Genomic DNA, 22,020 nt, shown 5'->3' with positions numbered 1-22,020 from the left:
GCCGACCGCTTGGCCGCGCGGCGTTGAACCCGTGCTGAACCCGTCAGATCGCATGCCCCTCGGCATCGCGCAGCACTTCGCGTCGGCCGACATGATCGGGACGGCCGACGATGCCGTCCTTCTCCATCCGCTCGATCAAGCGGGCGGCCGAGTTGTAGCCGATGCGCAACTGCCGCTGGAGCCAGGAGGTCGAGGCCTTCTGCGATTCGCACACCAGCTGGATTGCGGCGCGATATTGCTGGTCCTCCGCCGAATCCTCGCCGGTCGGCGCACCCTCCAGGGCGAAGCCGTCTTCCGGCTCTTCGGTGACCGACTGGATATAATCGGGCCGGCCCTGGCTGCGCCAATGGTCGGCGACGGCGTGGACCTCGTCATCGGAGACGAAGGGTCCGTGGACGCGGATGATGCCCTTGCCGCCGGGCATGTAAAGCATGTCGCCCTTGCCCAGCAGCTGTTCGGCGCCCTGTTCGCCCAGGATGGTGCGCGAATCGATCTTGGAGGTGACGTGGAAGCTGATCCGCGTCGGCAGGTTCGCCTTGATGACGCCGGTAATGACGTCGACCGAGGGACGCTGTGTCGCCATGATGAGGTGGATGCCCGCCGCGCGCGCCTTCTGCGCCAGCCGCTGGATCAGGAATTCCACCTCCTTGCCCGCGGTCATCATCAGGTCGGCGAGTTCGTCGACAATGACGACGATCTGCGGCAGCACGTCGTATTCGAGCTTTTCTTCCTCGTAGATCGGCTGGCCGGTGTCGGGGTTGTAGCCGGTCTGCACCTTGCGGCCGAGCGGCTGGCCCTTGACCTTGGCGGCGCGGACCTTGTCGTTGAAGCTCGCCAGGCTGCGCACGCCCACCGACGACATCTGGCGATAGCGGTCCTCCATCGTCTCGACCGCCCATTTCAGCGCGCGCACCGCCTTGGCCGGATCGGTGACGACGGGGGAGAGCAGGTGCGGGATATCGTCGTACATGCTCAGTTCGAGCATCTTGGGGTCGATCATTATCATCCGGCACTGGTCCGGGGTCAGCCGGTAGAGCAGGCTGAGGATCATGCAGTTCAGCCCCACCGACTTGCCCGATCCGGTGGTGCCCGCGACCAGCAGATGCGGCATCGGCGCGAGATCGGCGATCACCGGATCGCCCGCGATGTTCTTGCCCAGGATGATCGGCAGCTGCGCGGCCTGATCCTCGAAGGTCTGGCTGGCGACCAGTTCGTGCAGCGTCACCGGTTCGCGGCGCTGGTTGGGCAATTCGATGCCGATGACGTTGCGCCCGGGGATCACCGCGACGCGCGCGGAGATCGCGCTCATGTTGCGCGCAATATCGTCGGCCAGCGCGACGACGCGGCTGGCCTTGATGCCGGGGGCGGGTTCCAGTTCGTACATCGTCACGACCGGGCCGGGGCGGACCTCGGTGATCGCGCCCTTGACGTGGAAATCGTCGAGCACGTTCTCCAGGAGGCGGGCGTTGCGTTCCAGCGCCGCCTTGTCGATCACGTTCTTCGGCCCCTCAGGCGGCAGCGCCAGCAGATCGATCGAGGGCAGGGTGTAATTGTCGCGCAGGTCCAGCCGCGCCTGCGGCTTGGGCTTGGCGGCCGATGGCGCGACCTGTCGATCCGCAATGACGGGGGCGGGCCGCGGATCGGGTGCTACCGCGGCGCGCGGCTCCACCGGCTTGCGGGTAAGCGTCAGTGGCTCCTCGTCCTCGGCACCCATGTCCTCTGCGCGGATGCCGCGCCGCCGTCGCCAATCGCGTTGCGGCAGTTCCAGCTCCAGGCTGCGGCTCCAGACGATCGCGCCGGCCACCGCGACGATCACCCCGATCGCCCGCGCACCCCAGGTGGCGATCGTCGCATCCTGCGCAAACGCCAGCGCCCAGCGTACGCCACCCGCAACCGTCAGCCCGATAACCCCGCCCCAACTGGCGGGCAGAGCCAGCACCGCGCCGTCCGACACGAAGGCGAGGGCGCTCGCCATCAGCGCGACTCCGATCATCGCACGCAACACCATCCGCAACCATCGTCCCGCCGGCAGATCGCGCCACAACCGCATCGCCACGATCGGACCGACCGGCAGCACCAGCGCGACCGCCGGGCCGAACAAGGTCAGCAACAGATCGGCGATCCAGGCACCGGGTGGGCCGATCAGATTGCGGACTTCGCCGCCGGACGCGGTATTGATGGCCGGGTCGCTGGGCCGGTAGCTGGCGAGCGCCAGCACCAGCGCCAGCGTGACCGCGAAGATGGCGATTGCTGCAATGACCGCGCCGCTGCGCACGGCCCCTGCCTTCACCGTCTCGCGCCACAGGGCCGGCTGCGCTCGGCTCGCCATCGTTCGTCCTTCATGCTTCGGGAGTTTGCCGGAATCATCCTCCTACGACGGGGCGGCGTCAAGGCATCGGCATCATTGGCACATCCGCGGCGCAGGGATAGGAGGACATATGGATAGCGCAACACTTCGCCCCGACGTCATCATCCTCGGCGGCGGACTCGTCGGCACGACGCTCAGCCTGGCGCTCGACGCGCATGGCATCGCGTCGGTGGTGATCGACCCGGCCGATCCCGCTATCACGCTCGCCCCTGCCTTCGATGGCCGCGCGTCGGCGGTGGCGAGTGCGAGCGGCCGGATGCTGGATGCGATCGGGGTGGGTGCGCGGCTGGCGGGCGATGGCTGCGCGATCGCCGCAATCCGGGTCAGCGACGGGCTGGAACCCGGTCGGCTCGACTTCGTGCCCGACGCCGACGACGGCGCGCTGGGCACGATGTACGAAAACCGCATCCTCCGCCGCGCCCTTTTTGAGGCGGCCAGCGAGGCGCGCCACGTGGATCTGCGCATGAAGACGCGTGCGACCCACGTGGCCCGCAGCGCCGCCGGGGTCATCGCGACGCTCGACGATGGCACCATCGTTTCGGCACCCTTGCTCGTCGCCGCCGAAGGGCGAAATTCGCCGACGCGCGACGCCGCGGGGATCGCGGTCGCGCGCTGGCGCTACGATCACGAGGCTATCGTCGGCGCCTTCCACCACGAACGCCCACATCACGGCGCCGCATTCGAAATATTCTACCCCGCAGGACCGTTCGCGCTGCTTCCCCTGACCGATGATGACCACGGCCACCGATCCGCGATCGTGTGGACTGTGGCGGCGGGGGATGCCGCCGGCATGATGAAGCTGGGCGACCGCGGGGTTCTGGCCGAAGCGGAGAAACGCATGGGCGGCTTCCTGGGCGCGCTCTCGGCGCCGTCGCCCCGCGCCAGCTATCCGCTCGGCTTCCACCATGCGGCGCGAGTCACGGCCGAGCGGCTGGTGCTGGTGGGCGACGCGGGACACGGGATCCATCCGATCGCCGGGCAGGGGCTGAACCTGGGCTTTCGCGACGTCGCCACGCTTGCTGAGGTGCTGGTCGAGGGCAAGCGCCTCGGCCTCGATCTCGGCGATGCAGCGCTGCTCGCACGCTACCAGCGCTGGCGCGGCGCCGACACGCTGATGGTGGCGATGGCGACCGATACGCTGACCCGGCTGTTCGGCGTACCTGGCAAAGCGGCAAGCGCGGTTCGCCGCTTCGGCATCTCGGCGGTCAACGCCTTCCCGGCGCTCAAGGCACGCTTCATGGCCGAAGCGCGTGGTGAAGCCGGCGACCTGCCCAAATTGTTGCAGGGCATGAGGATCTGACCAGGCCACTGGAGCTTCGGTATCATGCCCTTCGGGCCTTGCTGCCGAGTTTCATGCCAATTCATGGCGTCAGCGGGCGTGCTTCCTTCACCAGCATCACCGGCACGCCGTCGCGGATCGGGTAGGCAAGTCGGGCGGCTTCGCTGACCAATTCCTGCGCTATATCGTCATAGCGCAAAGGCTGCCGAGTAACCGGGCAGACCAATCGCTCGAGCAGCCACGGGTCGATCATTGCAGCGTCACCCGCTCCTCGCCGTCGTGGCGGCCGAAGAATTGCATCAGTTGAACGATCAGATCGGCGCGAACCTCGATTCCCGGTGCCTCCAGCAGCGCCTGCTTGGCTGCGGTATCAAACGGTGCGATCTGGGCGATGCCGTTGACCAGCGCCTCGTCGTCGAGCCGTGCGACCGCGTCCCAATCGACGGCATATCCCTGCGCCTCCGCAAAGCGCCGCGATTCCATCTCCAGCGCGGCGCGTGCACCGAGCGACAGGGTTTCGTCCTCGGTGGCAGGCAGCAGCTCGGCCTCGACCTGGCGAAACTGGGTGGTCACGTCGAGTTCGCGGATGATACGGAACAGCGCCACGCCTTCGAGCACCAGATTGTAGCGGCCGTCATCCATCGCCTCGACCTCCGCGATCCGGCCGACGCAGCCGAGATCGAATAGGGCGGGTGGATTCCCCTTGTTTTCGCTTGGACCGGGTCGCGGCTGGATCATGCCGATCCGGCGGTCGCGCGCCATCGCATCCGATACCATGGCGCGGTAGCGGGGCTCGAAGATGTGGAGCGGCAGGTGCATCCCCGGAAAGAGCAAGGCGCCCGGAAGGGGGAAGACCGAAAGACGAACGATTTTGCCCGGATCGGTCATCCGAACAGGATCGCGGACAGGCGGCGGCGCTGGGTCGATACCCAGGGGTCCATCAGTCCGACGACTTCGAACAGCTTGAGCAATTGCGTTCGCGCCGCACCGTCGTTCCATTCGCGGTCGGCGGCGATCAGGGCCAGGAAATTGTCGGCGGCGGCATCGCGCTCTCCGGCGGCCATCTGGGCGTTGGCCAGGGTGAAGCGCTTCTCGTGATCTTCCGGGTTCGCCGCGACTTCGGCCGCCAGCGTGCCATAATCGTCGATCGCCGGCGCGCTTCTGGCGAGATCCAGCGCCGCCTTGGCGCGATCGATTCCGGCATCCTTGAGATCGGCAGGAAGTGCCGCGATCGCCGCTTCGGCTTCCTCGGTCAGGTTCGCGGCGACCAGCGCGCGAATACGTCCCGAAAGCACCGCAGGATGCTCCGGCGCCATGTCGAAAAGCTGATCGAATATCGAAAGTGCTCGCTCCGGGTCGCCTTGGGCCAACACCTCCTCGCCCATCGCGATCAGCGGCTCCAGTTCGGCCTCCGCTTCTGCTGCGGGGGACTGGATCGGCAACTGCTTGAGCAATTGGTCGATCATCACGCGCAGCTGCGATTCCGTGCGCGCAGGCGTCAGATCGGCGACCAGCTGACCCTGGAACATCGCATAGATCGTGGGGATGGACTTGATCTGGAACTGCGTGGCGATGAACTGGTTCTTGTCGGTATCGACCTTGGCCAGCACCACGCCCTTGTCGACATAGGCTGCCGCGACCTTTTCCAGGATCGGGGTCAGCGCCTTGCACGGCCCGCACCATTCGGCCCAGAAGTCGATGATGACCAGGCTCGTCATCGACGGTTCGACGACGTCGCGGCGGAACGCCTCCACTGCGGTCTTCTGGTCGGCGGTCATTCCCAGCGTAGCCAAGTCGTGCTCCCTTACGTCTTACGTTTCCTATCTGGGGCGGCGGGCACGTCAATGGAAGTCCCGCGACTTGGGCAACAGGCTCCTGAGCGGATGGGCATCGCGCGGGTGGCCGTGACGCGGATCGGGCGCGCGGGCCGGTTTGGGGTGGATGAAGACGTCGGCGCGGGCGACTTCGGGTTCGATGGTGCGGTCCTGCGACAGGCGCGACAGTTCGTGGCTGCGATCCTGGACTCGGGTGGTCATCAGGTGGACGACGCCCTCCTCGCTGCGCTGGATCGTGCCTTCGAGCACCAGCAGCCTTGCCGCCATGACGTCGCGCCGGTTGGCCTCGAAATCGCGCGCCCATAGCAAGCCGTTGGTGATGCCGGTCTCGTCCTCGATCGTGACAAAGATTGCATTGCCCTTCCCCGGCCGCTGACGGACCAGGACGATGCCCGCGACCTTGGCGCGACGACCGTTCTTGGCACGCGCGGCCTGGGCGCTGGAAAGCATCCCCTCACGCGCGAAAAGATCGCGCAGGAAGGCCATGGGATGACCTTTGAGCGAAAGCCGGGTCGTCTGATAATCGGCGGCGACGTGTTCGGACAGCGGCATGGCGGGAAGGTTCGCGCTCGCCTCCATGCCGAGTTCTGGTGCATCGGCGGCGGCGAACAGCGCTAGCTGGCGGGGCGGGGTGCGCCGCACCTCCCACCCGGCCTCCCGCCGGTCCATTGTGAGGGAGCGGAAGGCGTCGGCATCGGCGAGCAGCGAGAGCGCGCGTTGTGGAAGGTCGGCGCGGCGTGCAGCGTCCTCGATGCTGGCGAAAGGCGCTCCCGTGACGAGCGCCTTAGCCCAATCTTCGCGGAAGCCGTCGATCTGGCGAAAACCCAGCCGTAAAGCCAATTCGCGTGCAGGAAAGCGAATAAGAATGTTGTCCCAGGCACTGTGGTTCACATCCGCCGGAAGGATGCGCACGCCGTGTTCGGCGGCATCGCGCACGAGCTGGGCAGGCGCGTAGAAGCCCATCGGCTGCGAATTTAGGATCGCGCAGGCGAAAACGGCGGGGTGGAAGCATTTGATCCACGACGAAACATATACAAGGCGCGCGAAGGACAGAGCATGGCTCTCCGGAAAGCCGTAGGAGCCAAAGCCCTCGATCTGGCGATAGCAGCGCTCGGCGAAATCGCGCTGATAGCCGCGCCGAATCATTCCGCCGACCAGCTTGGCCTGGAAATTCTCCATGCCGCCCACGTGGCGAAAGGTCGCCATCGCCCGCCTGAGCTGATTTGCCTCGCCGGGCGTGAACCCCGCGGCGACGATCGCCAGCTTCATCGCCTGTTCCTGGAACAAGGGCACGCCATAGGTGAAGCGAAGCAGTTGCCGGAGTTCGTCGGGCGGGCCATGTCGCGGGTCCGGAGAGGGGAATTCGACCGCTTCCTTGCCAGAACGGCGGCGCAGATATGGATGGACCATGTCGCCCTCGATCGGGCCGGGCCGGACGATCGCAACCTGCACGACCAGATCGTAGAGTTCGCGAGGTTTCAGGCGCGGCAGCATGTTGATCTGCGCCCGGCTCTCGACCTGGAAGACGCCGATGCTGTCGCCCTTGCACAGCATGTCATAGACCCGCGGGTCTTCGGCGGTGGCGATCGTATCGAGCTGGTGATCGCCGAGACCGTGCCGGCGCATCAGGTCGAACGCCTTGCCGATGCACGTCAGCATGCCGAGCGCGAGGATATCGACCTTCATGAGGCCGAGCGCGTCGATGTCGTCCTTGTCCCATTCGATGAAGGTGCGATCGGGCATCGCGCCGTTGTGGATCGGCACCATCTCGTCCAGCCGTCCCTGCGTCAGGACGAAGCCGCCGACGTGCTGCGACAGGTGCCGCGGGAATTCGAGCAGGCGGCCGACCATGTCGCGTAACCGTGCAATTTCGGGATTGGCGATGTCGAAGCCGGTTTCGGCGAACCTCTTATCTTCGAAACGATGCGCGAAACTGCCCCAGACGGTGCTGGTCAGCCGCTGCGTCACATCCTCGGTCAGCCCGAGCGCGCGGCCGACTTCGCGCACGGTCGAGCGCGGCCGATAATGGATGACGGTGGCGGCGATCGCGGCGCGGTCACGGCCATAGCGGGTGTAGATATATTGCATCACCTCCTCGCGCCGCTCGTGCTCGAAGTCGACGTCGATATCGGGTGGCTCGTCGCGCTCGGCCGAGACGAAGCGCGAGAACAGCAGGTCGTATTTCATCGGATCGACCGAGGTGACGCCGAGCAGATAGCAGACCACCGAGTTGGCTGCCGAACCCCGTCCCTGGCATAGGATCGGCGGGTCGAGCGAGCGGGCGTGGCGGACCACGTCGTGCACGGTCAGGAAATAATAGGCATACGCCTTTTCCCGGATGAGCGAGAATTCCTCGCGAAGCAGGTTCAGCATCTTGTCCGGAACGCGGTCCTCATAGCGGTCGAGTGCGACCCTCCAGACGAGGTGCTCCAGCCAATCCTGCGAATCCCATCCCGCTGGCACCGGCTCATGCGGATATTCGTAGCGCAATTGGTCCAGATCGAAGCCGATCCGGCGCAGCAGATCGAGGCTGTTGGTCACCGCCTCGGGAAAATCGCGAAACAGCCGCGTCATCTCGTCGGCACCGTGGATGTGCCGCTCGCCATTGGCAGCGAGGAGGCGTCCGGCGCCCTGGATGGTGACGCCTTCGCGAATGCAGGTGACGATATCGTGCAGGTCGCGATCTTGGCGATCGGCATAGAGCGCATCGGTCGTCGCCAGCAGCGGCACGCCGAGGTCGCCGGCGATACGCGCGCGCAGCGTCAGCTGCCGTCGGTCGCGGCCGGCATGCGGCATCGACACGCCCAACCAAAGCGACTCCCGGGCCAGCGGCTTGAGCGCGGCAAGTGTGGCCTGCAAGCTGGGATCGGCCCGCCGTGGCGGCATGTCCCCGTCCTTTACCGGCGTTGCCGTGCGCGCCGAGGATTGCGGCATGACGATCAGCAGCAGGCCGCGGTGGTGCGCGACGAGATCGTCGAAGCCTAGGATGCACCCACCCTTGATCGCGCGCCGATTGCCCACCGTCAGCAACCGGGTGAGCATTCCCCATGCGGCGCGGTGCGAAGGAAAGGCCACGATGTCCGGCGTGCCGTCGGCAAAGACCAGCCGCGCGCCGACCGCCAGTTTGAAGTCCAGCGGCGGTAATTGCGCGCCGAGCAGGCCTTGCCGTGCCTTCTTCAGCGCCTGGTGTGCACGCACGACGCCAGCGACGGTGTTCCGATCGGCGATGCCAATCCCCGCCAGCCCCAGTTCGACGGCACGCGCAACCATGTCGGCGGCATGACTCGCGCCGTCGAGGAACGAAAAGTTGGAGGCCGCGACGAGTTCGGCGAAAGCGGGGTCGCTCATCTAACCGGGCCACGCGTGCGGCTCACGCAAAAAGCCCGTGGACGTACCAGCGCGGCGTATCGACCTCGTCATACAGACCGTGCCGGAATATCCAGAAGCGGCGCCCGCGGCGGTCCTCGACGCGGTAATAATCGCGCGTCGGGATGACGCCGTCGTGGCGGCGCCACCATTCGCCTGCGATCCGTTCCGGTCCTTCGGATCGCGCGACTTCGTGAAGGTCGCGGCGCCAGCGGAAGCGCATCGGCGGGCCGTCGGGAACCTCGGAGAGCACCGCGTCGATGCGCTGGGGCGGATCGAAGAGGTAGATCGGTCGCAGCGGCGGCTCGCCGGCTTCGGGCATGGGCCAATCGCCAGGCGGCGCCGCATCGGTCGCGGACAGCATCAACTCGGCCTGTTCAGGGATATGGCTGTCGCGCGGGCCGAAGCGGCGGACGCGATTGCGGCCCAGGCGAGTGGCGAGACGATCGACCAGCGCATCCACTTCGGGCATCGAAGTTTCGCCACCCTCCAGCTTCAACTGCGATGCGTCGATCCGCTCGGCCGCGACGATGTCGAGGCGGATCATGTCGTAGCCGAAGCCCGGATCGAGCGGATCGGCGAGCGCGTCGATCCGCTCGCGGAACAGCCGCCCGAGCATGGCGGGATCGCGGGTCGGCCGGCCGGTCTCGACTCGCAGGCGTTGGACGAGGCCATCGGCGCGGAACAGCCGGGCTTCGAAGCGACGACCACCCTCATGGCGACGTTCGAGGCGTTCGCCGGCCTCCGCAGTCAGTTCGGCGAGCACCGCCAGCACGTGTTCGGTGCGCGCAATCGGTTCGGCGAAGCGGCGTTCGACGGTAATAGGCGCCTCGACCCGGCGGGGGATCAGCGGGCTTTCGGCCTGGCCGAACAGGCGACGGACCATCGTCGCGGCCTCGCCGCCGAAGCGCGCGGCTATCCCGGCGAGCGGCCGCTGCGCGACGTCGCCCACCGTTTTCAACCCGGCGCGGACGAGCGCCTCGGTGGCGTCTGCGTCGAGTCCCAGGGCGGCGACCGGCAGGCGCTTGAGCGCGCGTTGCTCGTCAGGTGCCGGCGCGCCTGCGAAGCGCGCCAGTGCGCGTGCGGCGTCGGGCGAGTCGCCGAAGGCATGCCGCGCAACCACGCCCCGTCGGGCCATGCGCGCCTCGACATCGGCAGCCAGCCGCCGCTCGCCGTCGAAGGCATGAGTGCACCCCGCGATATCGAGCACCAGCCCCTGTGGCGGATCGACCGCCACCGATGGCGTATAGCGAGCACAGGAATCGGCGAGCTTCTCCAGCCAGTCCAGATCGGCATGCGCGTCGGTCTCGAACACCTCCAGTTCCGGCACACGCGCACGCGCATCTGCAAGGGTCAGACCGGGGACCAGCCCCATTGCAGCAGCAGTCGCATCCAGGCTGGCGAGTCGGACCGCATTGCCGGCACGCTCGACGAAGACGACCGGCACTGCGTCACGCCCGGCGAACAGATGCGGGCGGACGTTGCGCAGCCGTTCCACCGGAAGCCACGGGAAGACGAGCGCCAGATAACGGCGTGCCGGCAGCCTGGACTGCTGGGCTTTGGGAATCGTCGAATCGGCACGCATCACGGTTCCACTCCACGCGCCAGCGCCGGCCGGATGGGCCGCCGCGTCGGCGCTGCAATTCGATGTCGAAGGCAGGCGCACCTGGCGCGTGGGCCTCCAAAGGGGTCGATGCCGCAGCGGCCACGCCCCAGCGCGTCGCCGCGGCAGTCGGCACCGGGCTGGCGTCGACCCTGAGCAGCAGGACGGTAACCCCTGACACCTCGGCCGCCAGCATCAGCCGTCGTGTCGAAGTAAGGTCGATGCCAGGGCACCGCCCCCAGGCCTCGACGATCAACGTGCCCAATCCGGCGCAGCGCGCACTATCCGAGGCGGCACGTAGCAACGCGTCTTCATCGGCAACGACGCCGAGCACTAGCGCATCGACGGCAACCCCAAGTTCGACGAGTCCGGTCGCGTGCAGCCGCCCGCCCCGGCGTTCGGCCGCCTCGGTGCGCAGCCACAGGATCGGGGTTGCCCGCGCCACCAGTGCCAATGCGACACCGAACCCTGCCACACTAGCCCCCTCTTCGACATGAGCGGCGTGGATTTCATGCAGCTGCGCCCGCGCCAATCCTTGCGTCAGCCACCCATCCTCGGCCCGAGAGTCACCTTGCCGCACGCCCGTGTCGCTGGCGACATGCCGTAATCGGGCGATGAGGGCGGTCGAGTCGCGCATTACATGTTCCTGTAATGTTCTATTCAGCGAGTCGCCAGCCCCGAATCCGCCGGACGAGGTTCGCGCATCGGGGCTTGCGGCGTCCGAAGGCCGATGCTAGTGGCCCCGCCTCCACCCGCCCGGACCCGTCCGGGCATAGCGCCAGAGCGGGCGTAGCTCAGGGGTAGAGCACAACCTTGCCAAGGTTGGGGTCGAGGGTTCGAATCCCTTCGCCCGCTCCAGCGACTTCCATAATGTTGGAAGTCCTCGAAAACCGTCGAACAGTTCCGGCTGACCGCGCGCTCACATGGGATTGCTGATTATCAGACGGATGCGCGATGGCGCGCAAGCCGTCGTGCGGCGGCAGGGGACTTTTGGCGGGTGGCTTCCAGAACCGCCATGTCCGCGCTACCGTGGCACCGATGACCATCAGGATCGGGATCGGCGGCTGGACTTATGAACCGTGGCGCGGCACGTTCTTTCCCGAGAAATGGCCGCACAAGCGCGAGCTGGAATACGCCGCCGGGCGGCTGAGCGCGATCGAGGTCAACGGCACCTATTATTCGGGGTTCAAGCCGGCGACCTTTGCAAGCTGGCGCGCCCAGGTGCCCGCCGGGTTCGTCTTCACGCTGAAGGCGTCGCGCTATTGCACCAACCGCAAGGTGCTGGCCGAGGCGGGTGACTCGATCGCGCGCTTCTGCGGGCAGGGGATCGTCGAACTGGGCGATATGTTGGGACCGATCCTGTGGCAATTCATGCCGACCAAGCGGTTCGACGCCGACGATTTCCGTGCTTTCCTGGCCCTCCTGCCGGCCACGCAGGACGGCGTCGCGCTCCGGCATGCGGTGCATGTCCGGCATGAGAGCTTCGCCGACCCGGCGTTCGTGGCGATGTGCCGCGGGGCGGGGGTGGCAATCGTCTTCGCCGATTCGGCGGATTATCCGTCAATCGCCGACGTCACGGGCGATTTCGTCTATGCGCGATTCGAGGCGGGGGAGGAGCGGTTCGATGCGGGCTATGCGCCCGAAGCGCTCGATCGCTGGGCCGATGCGGCACGGACCTGGGACGCCGGGGGACGGCCGGGCGGGCTGCCCTATGTCGAGGATGCGGCAGCGCCCGAGCGGGCACGCGACACCTTTGTCTTCTTCATCAACGGCGCCAAGGTCCGCGCGCCGCACGGCGCGATGGCGCTGATCGCCCGGCTTCAGGGATAGGTGGTGATCGCAGGCGCGGCGGGTTGCACGGTGGCGCCCTGGATCGCGGCGCTCTCCAGGATATCGAGAGCGTGGCGTGCGGTGACGTAGCGTTTGGCCGCGGCCATCCAGTTCCCGGCCTGCGACGCGCCGGGTAGTCGGGCGACTTCCGCGCGCGCCGCCTCCACCTGCCCGCCTTCCAGCAGGCGGCGGGCGCGTTCCAGCCGGTCCTGGGGCAGGGGTGAGGGGCTGCTGCCCTTGCGCAGGATCACCAGCGAGCCGAACTCCCGCCGGACGCCCGCGAACCAGCCCTCCCTGGCGCCGCTGGCGATGTCGGGTCCGATGGTCGCAAGCCCTTCGCGCAGGTCGCCGAGCGTCAGCGGCTGGCGCGCGGCCTGAAGCACATAGGCAACCGCGCGCGGCTCGGTTGCGCCGAAGCGGGCGCGGAGCTGCGCGTCGAGATAGCCTAGGCCAAGGCCGCGATCGAGCGCACGGCGCGCGGCGAAGGCGACGAGCAAGGCCTCCGCGCGGCTCGCCTGGGTGCCGGCGGCCTGAGCATCGGCCGCGACCGCCGCGGTGCGGGCTTCGAGGACGGCGAGCTGCCCCGCGAGAACGGCCTCACGGGTGGCGAGCGCGACCGCATCCACTTGCGCCGGTGCGGCAACGGCCGAAACCGGCATCGACTTCTGCGCCGGTGGTGCCGAGACCGTGGCCGCAGGCGCGAACCAGGCGACGCGCCGCACGGCGTAGAGCGCGAGCGCGAGACCGGCGGCGAAAGCAAGCAGCACGAGGATCGCCACGGTGCCGGACCGCATCCCGTGGCGCGGCCCATTAGGCGGCCCATCGCGCGGCGATGTCTGGATCGGCGGGAAATCGCTCATCGGCCTACTTATCCGCGGGTCGGGGGCGTGGGTCAATCGGCGAGGCGTGCGGCGAGCGCGACGAGGGTGGCATCGTCCGGCCAGCCTGCAACCGCTCCGGGACAGTGGGGCCCCGCAGCGCGAACCGCAGCGCTCAAGGCGGCGATCCGCAGGTCGGTCACGCCGTCGCGCGCAACGAGGTCCGCGAGCCGTGCGGCGGCGCGCGCCGAGTGGACGAGGACGACGGAGCCCGCAAGCATCGCACAGGAGGGAACCGGCACGGGATCGGCGGCATAGACTGTGATCGCCGCTACGCCGGTTGCGGCACGGTCGCGGCCCGCAAGATGGAGGAGGCGCTTGCCCGTGCTTGCCCGGACGGCCGCGGCGGCGTCGGCGGTGCCGACCGCTGCGATACGTAACCCCGCGGCGCGGGCGGCGCTGGCTGTAGCCGCGCCGACGGCCATGACGGGCAGGTGGCGCAGGCTTTCCAGCTGGGGCCCGGCGTGGCGGACGGCGTTGGCGCTGGTCAGGAGCAATGCGTCGAAGCCGGACGGGTCGGGCGCGGTCCACGCAAGGGTTCGGATAGCGAACAGCGGCAGCCGGATCGCGGTCAGACCGAGCGCTTCGATGCGGGCGACGGTCGCGGCGTTGCCCGGTTCGGGGCGCAGCACCGCAAGGGGGCGGGTCACGGCTGAGGGGGCGGGGCGAACAGCCGGCGGATTGCCGGCGGCGCGCGCCCGAGCAGGTCGGCCGCGAGTTCGCGACCGCAATCGTCGCCGGCAATGCCTTCGATGCTGCCTTCGACATGCGCGCTGCCGTCTTCGGCGAGCAGCTCTGCACGAAGCCGCAGGGTTTCGCCGGCGAGCGACGCCATGGCGGCGACGGGCGTGTGGCAGTCGCCACCCAGGCCCGCCAGCAGGGCACGTTCGGCAAGAACGCACAGGCTGGTCTCGCGGTGATCGATCGCCGCAACCAGCGCCTGCGCCCCGACATCGGCGGCGCGGACCTCGATACCGACTGCGCCCTGAGCGGGGGCCGGCAGCATGACGTCGGTGGGGAGCGCATGGCCGATGTCGCCATGATCGAGCCGGTCGAGTCCCGCCGCGGCCAGCAGGGTCGCATCGACCTCCCCCGCCGCCAACTTGGCCAGACGGGTGCCGACGTTGCCGCGGAAAAGAACGATGCGCAGGTCGGGGCGCATCCGCAGCAACTGGGCACGGCGGCGCGGGCTGCTGCTGCCGACGACCGCGCCGTGGCGCAGGTCGCCGATCGCGGCGGCGCCGATGAGGCGATCGCGGACGTCGGCGCGGGGCAGCATGGCGGCGATGGCGATCGCGGCCGGGCGGATCGTCTCGACATCCTTCATCGAGTGGACGCAGGCGTCGACGGCGCCGTCGAGCAACGCACGGTCCAGTTCCTTGGTCCACAGCGCCTTGCCGCCGATGTCGGCGAGCGCGCGATCCTGCACCCGGTCGCCGGTGGTGCGGATGGGGACGATCTCGACCCGATCGGGCGACCAGCCGTGGGCGGCGCACAAAGCGTCGCGGGTCATCCGCGCCTGGACGAGGGCGAGTGCCGAACCGCGGGTGCCGAGCCTGAACTGCATCGCGGCCCTTTGGCGAACCTACAGCACTTCGACAAGGTGGTGGGACAAGGCGGCGGCGAGCCGCTAAAGCCATGCCATGCTGATATTGGGTCTGGAATCCTCATGCGACGAAACCGCCGCGGCGGTCGTCACCGGCGACCGCCGGGTGCTGTCGCACCGGCTGGCGGGGCAGGAGGCGGCGCATCGGCCCTATGGCGGCGTGGTGCCCGAGATCGCGGCGCGCGCGCATGTCGAGGTGCTGGCACCGCTCGTCGAAGCCGCGCTGGCCGATGCGGGCGTGCGACTGGCCGATGTCGATGCGGTCGCTGCGACCGCGGGGCCGGGGTTGATCGGCGGCGTGATGGTGGGCCTGGTGACCGGCAAGGCGCTGGCGCATGCGGCGGGCAAGCCGCTCATCGCGGTCAACCATTTGGAGGGCCATGCGCTCTCTCCCAGGCTTTCGGACCCGGACCTGGCGTTTCCCTATCTGCTGCTGCTGGTTTCGGGGGGGCATTGTCAGCTGCTGCTGGTCGAGGGGGTGGCGCGCTATCGCCGGCTGGCGACGACGATCGACGATGCCGCGGGCGAAGCGTTCGATAAGACCGCCAAGCTGTTGGGGCTGGGTTTTCCGGGCGGGCCGGCGGTGGAACGGGCGGCGCTTCTGGGTGACGCCAAGGCGGTTTCATTGCCGCGGCCGCTGATGGGATCGGCCGAGCCGCATTTCTCCTTTGCAGGCCTCAAGAGCGCGGTGGCGCGGGCGGCCGGGCATCATGCGGCGGAGGACATTGCGGCATCGTTCCAGCAGGCGGTGGTCGATTGCCTGATCGACCGCACGACACGCGCGCTGATGCGGGTCGAGGGGGTCACCGCGCTGGTGGTCGCGGGCGGGGTGGCGGCGAACGGTGCCGTGCGGGGCGCGCTGGAGGCGCTGGCGGCGAGCCGGGGTCTGCGCTTCGTGGCGCCGCCATCGTGGCTGTGCACCGATAATGCCGCCATGATCGCCTGGGCCGGGGTGGAGCGATTCGCGGCGGGGCTGACCGATCCGCTCGACGTGGCGGCGCGGGCGCGCTGGCCGCTCGATCCTGGCGCAGAGGCGGTGCGCGGGGCGGGGGTGAAGGCGTGAACTCTTCCCAAAGGTAACGAAGGTAACGCGAATCCCTGCGGAGCGGTAGCTCGGTGCGAGGTTTGCCAAGGTCGTGGCTGTACGAGCGCGCCGCGATGCACGACGGCTCCGACATTCCGGCAGGTCTGAGAAACAGCGTGCTGCAGCGTCGCGCAGGATTTCCAACATTGCAAGGGGCGCTGCGGGCTGTGGTCACCCCGGCGGCGGCAAGGTGGATAGACCCGGATCGGTTCGAGAATTGCCCCGCTCGGACATGGCGCACGTCGCTCTGCGTGGGCCGGGGTCAGCCATGCGGCGCGCGGTTACAGGAGGCTCCAAGCTCTCGGTTCGCTAAACCATGGACCCGGCCTGCGCCGGGGTGAATGATGATTTTACCTGGTCGAGAGGTTCAACTGCCGACCACGTTCCGGGTCGCGGCGGGAGGGGGCCGGCATCGTCTTGAAACGCGCGCTCCTTCGTTTCCGCAAACAGCCGCTCAGAAGTCTATGGCGATGCCCTTCAGTTCCCAGTCGCCGTAGCGGGTGGGATCCTTGCCCATCGGGTCGGTGGTGGCGGGGGCGGGCGCGGGTTTGGGGACCGGCGGATTGGCCGAGAGATGCGCGGGCGGCTTCACATGGGGGGGGCGCTGGCCCATCGCTGGTCACTCCTCGATTGCGCCGGTAGAGCGCGTGACCCACATGGGCTCTTGACCCAGATGGGCTTTCAGGGAGATTTTCCAAGTGACACGCCCCAACCTTGCGGTTCGCCGTTGAATCCGCGTGGTCCCGACCCGCTGGGCACGGCCGCGCGACGCGCGGCGCTCCGGCTGCTGGATGCGGTGTTGCGGCGGGGCGAGGCGCTGGAGGCAGCGTTGCCGGCCGCGACGCGGGCGATTCCGGGCGGACCCGACCGCGGCCTTGCGCATGCCATAGCCGCCGAGGCGCTGCGGCGTATTCCCGATCTGGATGCCCTGATCGATTCGGCCACCAAGCAGCGACTGCCGGACGATGCGAAGGCGCGGTTCGCGCTCCGGATCGCGCTGGTCCAGGTGCTGGCGCTGGGCACGCCGCCGCATGCCGCGATCTCCACGGTATTGCCGCTGGTCGACGGCGGGCCGCGCAAACTGGTCCACGGCGTGTTCGGCACGCTGATGCGCGGCGGCGCCACGCTGCCCCAGGTGCCGACACTGCCGCCCGCGACCGAGGAGCGCTGGCGTGCGGCATGGGGTGAGGCGATGATCGAAGCGGCGGCGCGTGCCATCGCCGCGCCGCCGCCGCTGGACCTGACGCTGGCCGACGGCGATGTCGCGGTGCCCGAGGGCGAGACCCTGCTGCCCGGCCACCTGCGGCTGCATGACGCCGATCATGTGCCCGACATGCGCGGCTACGCCGATGGCGGCTGGTGGGTGCAGGATATCGCCGCGTCGCTACCCGCGCGCCTCCTTGGCGAGGGCTTGGGAACCGTACTGGACCTGTGTGCGGCGCCCGGCGGCAAGACCCTGCAACTGGCCGCTGCCGGGTGGCAGGTGACCGCGGTGGACAGTTCGCAAAGTCGTCTGGCGCGACTTCGCGACAATCTGAAGCGCAACGCTTTGGACGCGAATGTCGTGCGCGCCGACGTGCTGGAGTGGCAGCCCGCCGCGCCGACCGATGCGGTGCTGGTCGATGCGCCGTGCAGCGCCACGGGAATATTCCGGCGCCATCCCGACGTGCTCCACCGCGTGCGGCCGGCGGTGATCGCCGGGATGGCGGAGGTGCAGCGCCGGATTCTGGCGCGGGCAGCGGATTGGGTGAAGCCCGGCGGCGCGCTGGTTTATGCCACCTGTTCGCTGGAGCGCGAGGAGGGCGAGGATCAGGCCGAAACCTTCCTGGCGGGCGATTCGCGCTTTGCCCTGGAACCCGCGGCGATGCCGTTCGGCACCACCGAGCGCGGGTGGCTGAGGACATTGCCCGACATGCTGGCCGACCAGGGCGGATGCGACGGCTTCTTCGTCGCGAAGTTCCGCCGCGCCTTGTAGCCCGAGGCAAGGCTGGTAGAGAACCGCCATACCGGGTTGAACCGTTACCTCCGTTCGCCCTGAGCGACGTCGAACGGCATGAGTCTCATGTGCTTCGACGTCGCTCAGCACGAAGGGGAAGGGGATGGTCGACGCAATCCATCACGCCAGAGTCTCGCCCATGCAGCAACCCGTTCGTATCGCGCCTTCGATCCTTTCCGCCGATTTTGCGCGGTTGGGCGAGGAGGTGCGCGCCATCGACGCGGCGGGCGCGGACTGGATTCATGTCGATGTGATGGACGGCCATTTCGTGCCCAACATCTCCTTCGGTCCGGCGGTGATGAAATCGGTGCGCGGATGCACGGCCAAGCCGTTCGACGTCCATCTGATGATCGCCCCGGTCGACGCGTATCTGGATGCCTTCGCCGAAGCGGGGGCGGATTGCATCAGCGTGCATATCGAGGCGGGGCCGCACATCCACCGCTCGCTGCAACACATCAAATCGCTCGGGCTGCGCGCGGGCGTGGTGCTGTGTCCGGGAACCCCGGCCAAGGCGCTCGACTATCTGCTCGACCTGGCCGATCTGGTGCTGGTGATGAGCGTGAACCCCGGCTTCGGCGGCCAGGGGTTCATCGAGGGGCAGCTGAAGAAGATCGCGGCGGTGCGCAAGATGATCGACGCGAGCGGGCGGGCGATCGACCTGGAGGTCGACGGCGGGGTCGATGCGGCGACGGCGGCGCGCTGCATCGCGGCGGGGGCGGATGCGCTCGTCGCAGGCACGGCGGTATTCCGCGGCGGCGCCCCGGCTTATGCCGCCAACATCGCGGCATTGAGGGGCGAATGAGCGAGGTTCGGGCGGAGGGCGGCGGCGAGGATCGCGCGGCCCCGGTGGAGGCGCTGGACGGCATCGCGGAGGGCAGGCGGCTGATGCGGGTCGGCGGTGCGACCGGCCTGTCGCTCGCCGAGCGGCTGTCCGAGCGCTTCCAGCGGCTGACGTGGCGTACGCCGATCCACGGGTTGCGGCTGAAGGGTCGTTACCCCCTGAAGCTGATCGCGGTGCCCGACGATCCGGTGATCGGCGACGTCGCCCGCGGGCGCGCACTGCTCGACGGTGACCTCGCTTATCGCGGCGAAGTCTGCGCGATCGCGTCGCTCGACTTGAAACGGCCCGATGCGTCGGCGGCGTTCGTCGAGCATCTCCACGGCTTTGCCTGGCTGCGCGACCTGTCGACGGTGGCGACGCGGGCGCAAGGGGCGCCGGTGGCCGAGGCGCTGATGGCGCGCTGGCTGGACGCGCATGGCGACACCGTCGATCCGCTGGCGTGGAGGCCCGACCTGTGGGGACGGCGCATCCTATTCTGGACCGCGCATGCGCCGCTGATCCTGTCTTCGGCCGACCTGGTGTATCGCTCGCGGGTGCTCAACGTGCTGGCGCGCGGGGCCAGGCATCTGGATCGCGGCGCGGACAAGGTGCCGCCGGGCGCGCGGCGGATCGCCGCGTGGTGCGGCGTGGCGGCGGCGGGGCTGCTGATCCCCGGCGGCGAGCCGCGTCAGGCGTTCGGCGAGGCCGGACTGGCGCGTGCGCTGGGCACGTCGCTGTTCGATGACGGGGGGTCGGTGTCGCGTTCGCCGGCGATGCTGCTCGATTCGATCCAGCTGCTGGCGATGCTGCGCGAGGTGTATGCTGCGCGCCGGCTGGAACTGCCCGAGGGCGTGGCGGAGACGCTGGTGCGGATGGTCGGCGCGCTGCTCGGCACGACGCATGGCGACCGCGCGCTGTCGAGCTGGCAGGGGGCAGGGCCGGACACGGCCGAGCATATCGCCGCGGTGATCGAGGCGAGCGGGGTGCGGACCCGGCCGCTGCGCCAGGCGCGCGACTGGGGGTATCAGCGGCTGGCGACCGGCACCGCAGCGCTGGTCATGGATGCCGCGCCGCCGCCGGTCGCACGCGTGGTCGAGGGCGGGTGCGCATCGACGCTGGCGTTCGAATTTTCCGACGGCGCGCACAGGATCGTCGTGAATTGCGGTGGCGCAGCGGTGGCCGCGGCGTCGCTGCCGAGCGAACTCGCGCAAGGTTTGCGGACCACGGCGGCGCATTCCACCCTGGTCGTCGGCGACAGCAATTCCACCGCGATCCACGCCGACGGCACGCTGGGACGCGGGGTCGGCGAGGTCGAACTGGGGCGGCAGGAATCGGATGCGGCAAGCCGGATCGAGGCGAGCCACGACGGCTATGTCCGCCGCTGGGGCCTGGTCCACCGCCGCCAGCTGATGCTGACCGGTGACGGCCGCGAATTGCGCGGTGAGGATGCGCTGTTGCCGCGCGGGCGCAAGCGGCGGCCGGGCACGACACCATTCGCGGTCCGGTTCCACCTGGGCGCGGGCGTACGGACATCGCCGACCGCCGACGGGCTGGCCGCGATCCTGCGCCTGCCTGGCCAGGGATCGGGAGGGGGCGCGATGTGGCAGTTCCGGGTGCGCGGCGGCACGTTGGCGGTCGAGGACAGCGTGTGGATCGACGGTCAGGGCCGTGCGGTGGCGACGCAGCAGCTGGTTGTGTCCGGCGAGGCGCCTGCCGGCGGGGCAAGCGTGAGCTGGGCGTTCAAGCGGGCATTGTAGGACGTATGCCGCGCGGCTAAGCGGCACGGCCATGACCGACATCGCCATCCGCCGCGCCCTGCTTTCCGTGTCCGACAAGACCGGTGTCGTCGAACTCGCGCGTGGATTGGCGGCGCAGGGCGCGGAGCTGATCTCCACCGGCGGCACCGCCAAGGTGCTGCGCGAGGCGGGGCTGGCGGTGCGCGACGTCGCCGAGGTCACCGGCTTCGCCGAAATGATGGACGGGCGGGTCAAGACGCTGCACCCGATGATCCATGGCGGGCTGTTGAGCGTGCGCGATGATGCGGGTCATACCGCCGCGATGGCGGCGCACGGGATCGGCGCAATCGACCTGGTGGTCGTCAATCTCTATCCCTTCGCCGCGACCGTGGCGAAGGGTGCGGGGCGCGCCGAGGTGGTCGAGAACATCGACATCGGCGGGCCGTCGATGGTGCGATCGGCGGCCAAGAACCACGCCTATGTCGCGTGTCTCACCGACCCGGCCGATTATCCGCTGGTGGCCGCGGGATCGACGACACTGGAGGTGCGCAAGCGGCTCGCCGCCAAGGCATTCGCGGCGACCGCATCCTACGATTCGGCGATCGCACAATGGTTCGCCTTCGCCGATCAGGGCGAGCGGTTCCCCGCGACGCTGCCGCTGGCGTTCACCCGCGGTGAGACCTTGCGATACGGCGAGAATCCGCATCAGGCCGCGGCGCTGTATTTGCCGCAGGGGCCGGCGGCGCGCGGCATCGCACAGGCAACCCAGGTTCAGGGCAAGGCGCTGAGCTACAACAATCTGAACGACGCCGATGCCGCGCTGGAGTTGCTGGCCGAGTTCCGCGATGCGGCGCCGACGGTGGTGATCGTCAAGCACGCCAACCCGTGCGGCGTGGCGAGCGCGCCGACGCTGATCGAAGCCTATCGCGCGGCATTCGCGTGCGACAGCGTGTCGGCGTTCGGCGGGATCGTGGCGCTGAACCAATCCCTGGATGGTCCGACGGCAGAGGCGATCGCTGCGATCTTCACCGAACTCGTCGTTGCCCCCGATGCCGACGCAGAGGCGCGGGCGGTGTTCGCGACGAAGAAGAACGTACGCCTGCTCTTGACCGGCGCGCTGCCCGATGCGGCGCGCACCGGCCTGGCGATCAAGTCGATTGCCGGCGGCTTGCTGGTCCAGTCGCGCGACGATGGCGCTTTGGGTGAACTGACCGTGGTGACGAAGCGCAGCCCGACCGAGCGCGAAATGGCCGACCTGCGCTTCGCCTGGGTGGTCGCCAAGCATGTGAAGTCGAACGCCATCGTCTATGCGAAGGACGGCGCGACCGCGGGCGTCGGTGCGGGGCAGATGAACCGGCTGGAATCGGCGCGGATCGCGGCGTGGAAGGCGCGTGACGCTGCGGAGAAAGCGGGGTGGGACGCGGTGCGGACCATCGGCTCGGCGGTGGCGTCGGACGCGTTCTTCCCCTTTGCCGACGGGCTGATGGCGGCGGTGGAGGCCGGCGCGACGGCGGTGATCCAGCCCGGCGGGTCAATCCGCGATGCCGAGGTTATCGCCGCGGCCGATGCGGCGGGGCTGGCCATGGTGTTCACCGGCATGCGCCACTTCCGGCACTGAG

18 protein-coding genes and 1 tRNA gene are annotated in these 22,020 nt (G+C 68.8%); 8 read left to right on the top strand and 11 right to left on the bottom strand.

Features of this window, described 5'->3' with window-relative positions; translation table 11 throughout:
* Nucleotides 1–43: 43 nt before the first annotated feature.
* Entirely contained in the window at nucleotides 44–2,329 is a 2,286-nt protein-coding gene (locus VF643_RS07090) for a DNA translocase FtsK (protein ID WP_331042673.1), read from the bottom strand.
* Between the two features lie 109 nt (nucleotides 2,330–2,438).
* Between VF643_RS07090 and VF643_RS07085 the strand changes: the two genes are divergently transcribed.
* Nucleotides 2,439–3,668 (top strand): UbiH/UbiF/VisC/COQ6 family ubiquinone biosynthesis hydroxylase, encoded by a 1,230-nt coding sequence (locus VF643_RS07085; RefSeq protein ID WP_331042672.1) that lies wholly within the window; start codon nucleotides 2,439–2,441, stop codon nucleotides 3,666–3,668.
* Nucleotides 3,669–3,729: 61 nt separating this feature from the next.
* Here the strand turns inward: VF643_RS07085 and VF643_RS07080 are convergent, their stop codons facing one another.
* The 6 genes from VF643_RS07080 to VF643_RS07055 all read right to left on the bottom strand — a co-directional run bounded on the left by VF643_RS07080 (nucleotide 3,730) and on the right by VF643_RS07055 (nucleotide 11,088).
* Nucleotides 3,730–3,900 carry a Trm112 family protein gene (locus VF643_RS07080; protein ID WP_331042671.1) on the bottom strand — a complete coding sequence of 57 codons (171 nt, stop codon included), beginning with the start codon at nucleotides 3,898–3,900 and terminating at the stop codon, nucleotides 3,730–3,732.
* A complete protein-coding gene (locus VF643_RS07075) occupies nucleotides 3,897–4,535 on the bottom strand; it encodes an LON peptidase substrate-binding domain-containing protein (protein WP_331042670.1) in 639 nt (212 codons plus the stop codon). Before VF643_RS07075 ends, VF643_RS07080 begins: the two co-directional genes overlap by 4 nt.
* The gene (locus tag VF643_RS07070) at nucleotides 4,532–5,425 is read right to left on the bottom strand and encodes a tetratricopeptide repeat protein (RefSeq protein ID WP_331042793.1); all 894 of its coding nucleotides are present in this window, start codon (nucleotides 5,423–5,425) and stop codon (nucleotides 4,532–4,534) included. Before VF643_RS07070 ends, VF643_RS07075 begins: the two co-directional genes overlap by 4 nt.
* Before the next feature lie 63 nt (nucleotides 5,426–5,488).
* Nucleotides 5,489–8,830, bottom strand: a complete 3,342-nt coding sequence (locus VF643_RS07065; protein WP_331042669.1) for an error-prone DNA polymerase — start codon at nucleotides 8,828–8,830, stop codon at nucleotides 5,489–5,491.
* Nucleotides 8,831–8,852: 22 nt separating this feature from the next.
* A complete protein-coding gene (locus tag VF643_RS07060) occupies nucleotides 8,853–10,337 on the bottom strand; it encodes a DNA polymerase Y family protein (protein ID WP_331042792.1) in 1,485 nt (494 codons plus the stop codon).
* Nucleotides 10,300–11,088 carry a hypothetical protein gene (locus VF643_RS07055; RefSeq protein WP_331042668.1) on the bottom strand — a complete coding sequence of 263 codons (789 nt, stop codon included), beginning with the start codon at nucleotides 11,086–11,088 and terminating at the stop codon, nucleotides 10,300–10,302. Before VF643_RS07055 ends, VF643_RS07060 begins: the two co-directional genes overlap by 38 nt.
* Nucleotides 11,089–11,234: 146 nt before the next feature.
* Here VF643_RS07055 and VF643_RS07050 point away from each other — a divergent pair.
* Nucleotides 11,235–11,309, top strand: a tRNA-Gly gene (locus tag VF643_RS07050).
* Nucleotides 11,310–11,489: 180 nt separating this feature from the next.
* Nucleotides 11,490–12,281 carry a DUF72 domain-containing protein gene (locus VF643_RS07045; RefSeq protein ID WP_331042791.1) on the top strand — a complete coding sequence of 264 codons (792 nt, stop codon included), beginning with the start codon at nucleotides 11,490–11,492 and terminating at the stop codon, nucleotides 12,279–12,281.
* Here VF643_RS07045 and VF643_RS07040 read toward each other — a convergent pair.
* From VF643_RS07040 to hemC, 3 genes are read right to left on the bottom strand one after another with little or no spacing between them, the layout of a single operon-like run.
* The gene (locus tag VF643_RS07040; protein WP_331042667.1) at nucleotides 12,272–13,141 is read right to left on the bottom strand and encodes a hypothetical protein; all 870 of its coding nucleotides are present in this window, start codon (nucleotides 13,139–13,141) and stop codon (nucleotides 12,272–12,274) included. The genes VF643_RS07045 and VF643_RS07040 overlap by 10 nt on opposite strands.
* A gap of 32 nt (nucleotides 13,142–13,173) precedes the next feature.
* Nucleotides 13,174–13,809 carry a uroporphyrinogen-III synthase gene (locus tag VF643_RS07035; protein ID WP_331042666.1) on the bottom strand — a complete coding sequence of 212 codons (636 nt, stop codon included), beginning with the start codon at nucleotides 13,807–13,809 and terminating at the stop codon, nucleotides 13,174–13,176.
* A complete protein-coding gene (gene hemC, locus VF643_RS07030) occupies nucleotides 13,806–14,726 on the bottom strand; it encodes a hydroxymethylbilane synthase (protein ID WP_331042665.1) in 921 nt (306 codons plus the stop codon). The genes VF643_RS07035 and hemC overlap by 4 nt, the downstream gene beginning before the upstream one ends.
* 76 nt (nucleotides 14,727–14,802) lie before the next feature.
* On the opposite strand from hemC, the gene tsaD reads away from it, so the two are divergent.
* Nucleotides 14,803–15,828, top strand: coding sequence for a tRNA (adenosine(37)-N6)-threonylcarbamoyltransferase complex transferase subunit TsaD (tsaD, locus tag VF643_RS07025; RefSeq protein WP_331042664.1), 1,026 nt, complete (start codon nucleotides 14,803–14,805; stop codon nucleotides 15,826–15,828).
* Between the two features lie 475 nt (nucleotides 15,829–16,303).
* Here tsaD and VF643_RS07020 read toward each other — a convergent pair whose 3' ends face one another.
* Nucleotides 16,304–16,462 (bottom strand): DUF1674 domain-containing protein, encoded by a 159-nt coding sequence (locus tag VF643_RS07020; RefSeq protein ID WP_331042663.1) that lies wholly within the window; start codon nucleotides 16,460–16,462, stop codon nucleotides 16,304–16,306.
* A gap of 60 nt (nucleotides 16,463–16,522) precedes the next feature.
* On the opposite strand from VF643_RS07020, the gene VF643_RS07015 reads away from it, so the two are divergent.
* From VF643_RS07015 to purH, 4 genes are all read left to right on the top strand, one after another.
* Complete coding sequence (locus VF643_RS07015; protein ID WP_414713812.1) at nucleotides 16,523–17,824, top strand: RsmB/NOP family class I SAM-dependent RNA methyltransferase; 1,302 nt, start codon at nucleotides 16,523–16,525, stop codon at nucleotides 17,822–17,824.
* A 160-nt stretch (nucleotides 17,825–17,984) separates the two neighbouring features.
* The gene (gene rpe, locus VF643_RS07010; RefSeq protein WP_331042790.1) at nucleotides 17,985–18,647 is read left to right on the top strand and encodes a ribulose-phosphate 3-epimerase; all 663 of its coding nucleotides are present in this window, start codon (nucleotides 17,985–17,987) and stop codon (nucleotides 18,645–18,647) included.
* Nucleotides 18,644–20,422 (top strand): heparinase II/III family protein, encoded by a 1,779-nt coding sequence (locus tag VF643_RS07005; RefSeq protein ID WP_331042661.1) that lies wholly within the window; start codon nucleotides 18,644–18,646, stop codon nucleotides 20,420–20,422. Before rpe ends, VF643_RS07005 begins: the two co-directional genes overlap by 4 nt.
* Before the next feature lie 31 nt (nucleotides 20,423–20,453).
* Nucleotides 20,454–22,019 (top strand): bifunctional phosphoribosylaminoimidazolecarboxamide formyltransferase/IMP cyclohydrolase, encoded by a 1,566-nt coding sequence (gene purH, locus VF643_RS07000; RefSeq protein ID WP_331042660.1) that lies wholly within the window; start codon nucleotides 20,454–20,456, stop codon nucleotides 22,017–22,019.
* The last annotated feature ends 1 nt before the right edge of the window (nucleotide 22,020 follow it).

This window comes from Sphingomonas sp., from assembly GCF_036387595.1.
Taxonomy (GTDB): domain Bacteria; phylum Pseudomonadota; class Alphaproteobacteria; order Sphingomonadales; family Sphingomonadaceae; genus Sphingomonas.
Note: the sequence above shows the minus strand (reverse complement) of the source record. Positions and strands in the feature narration are given on the sequence as shown.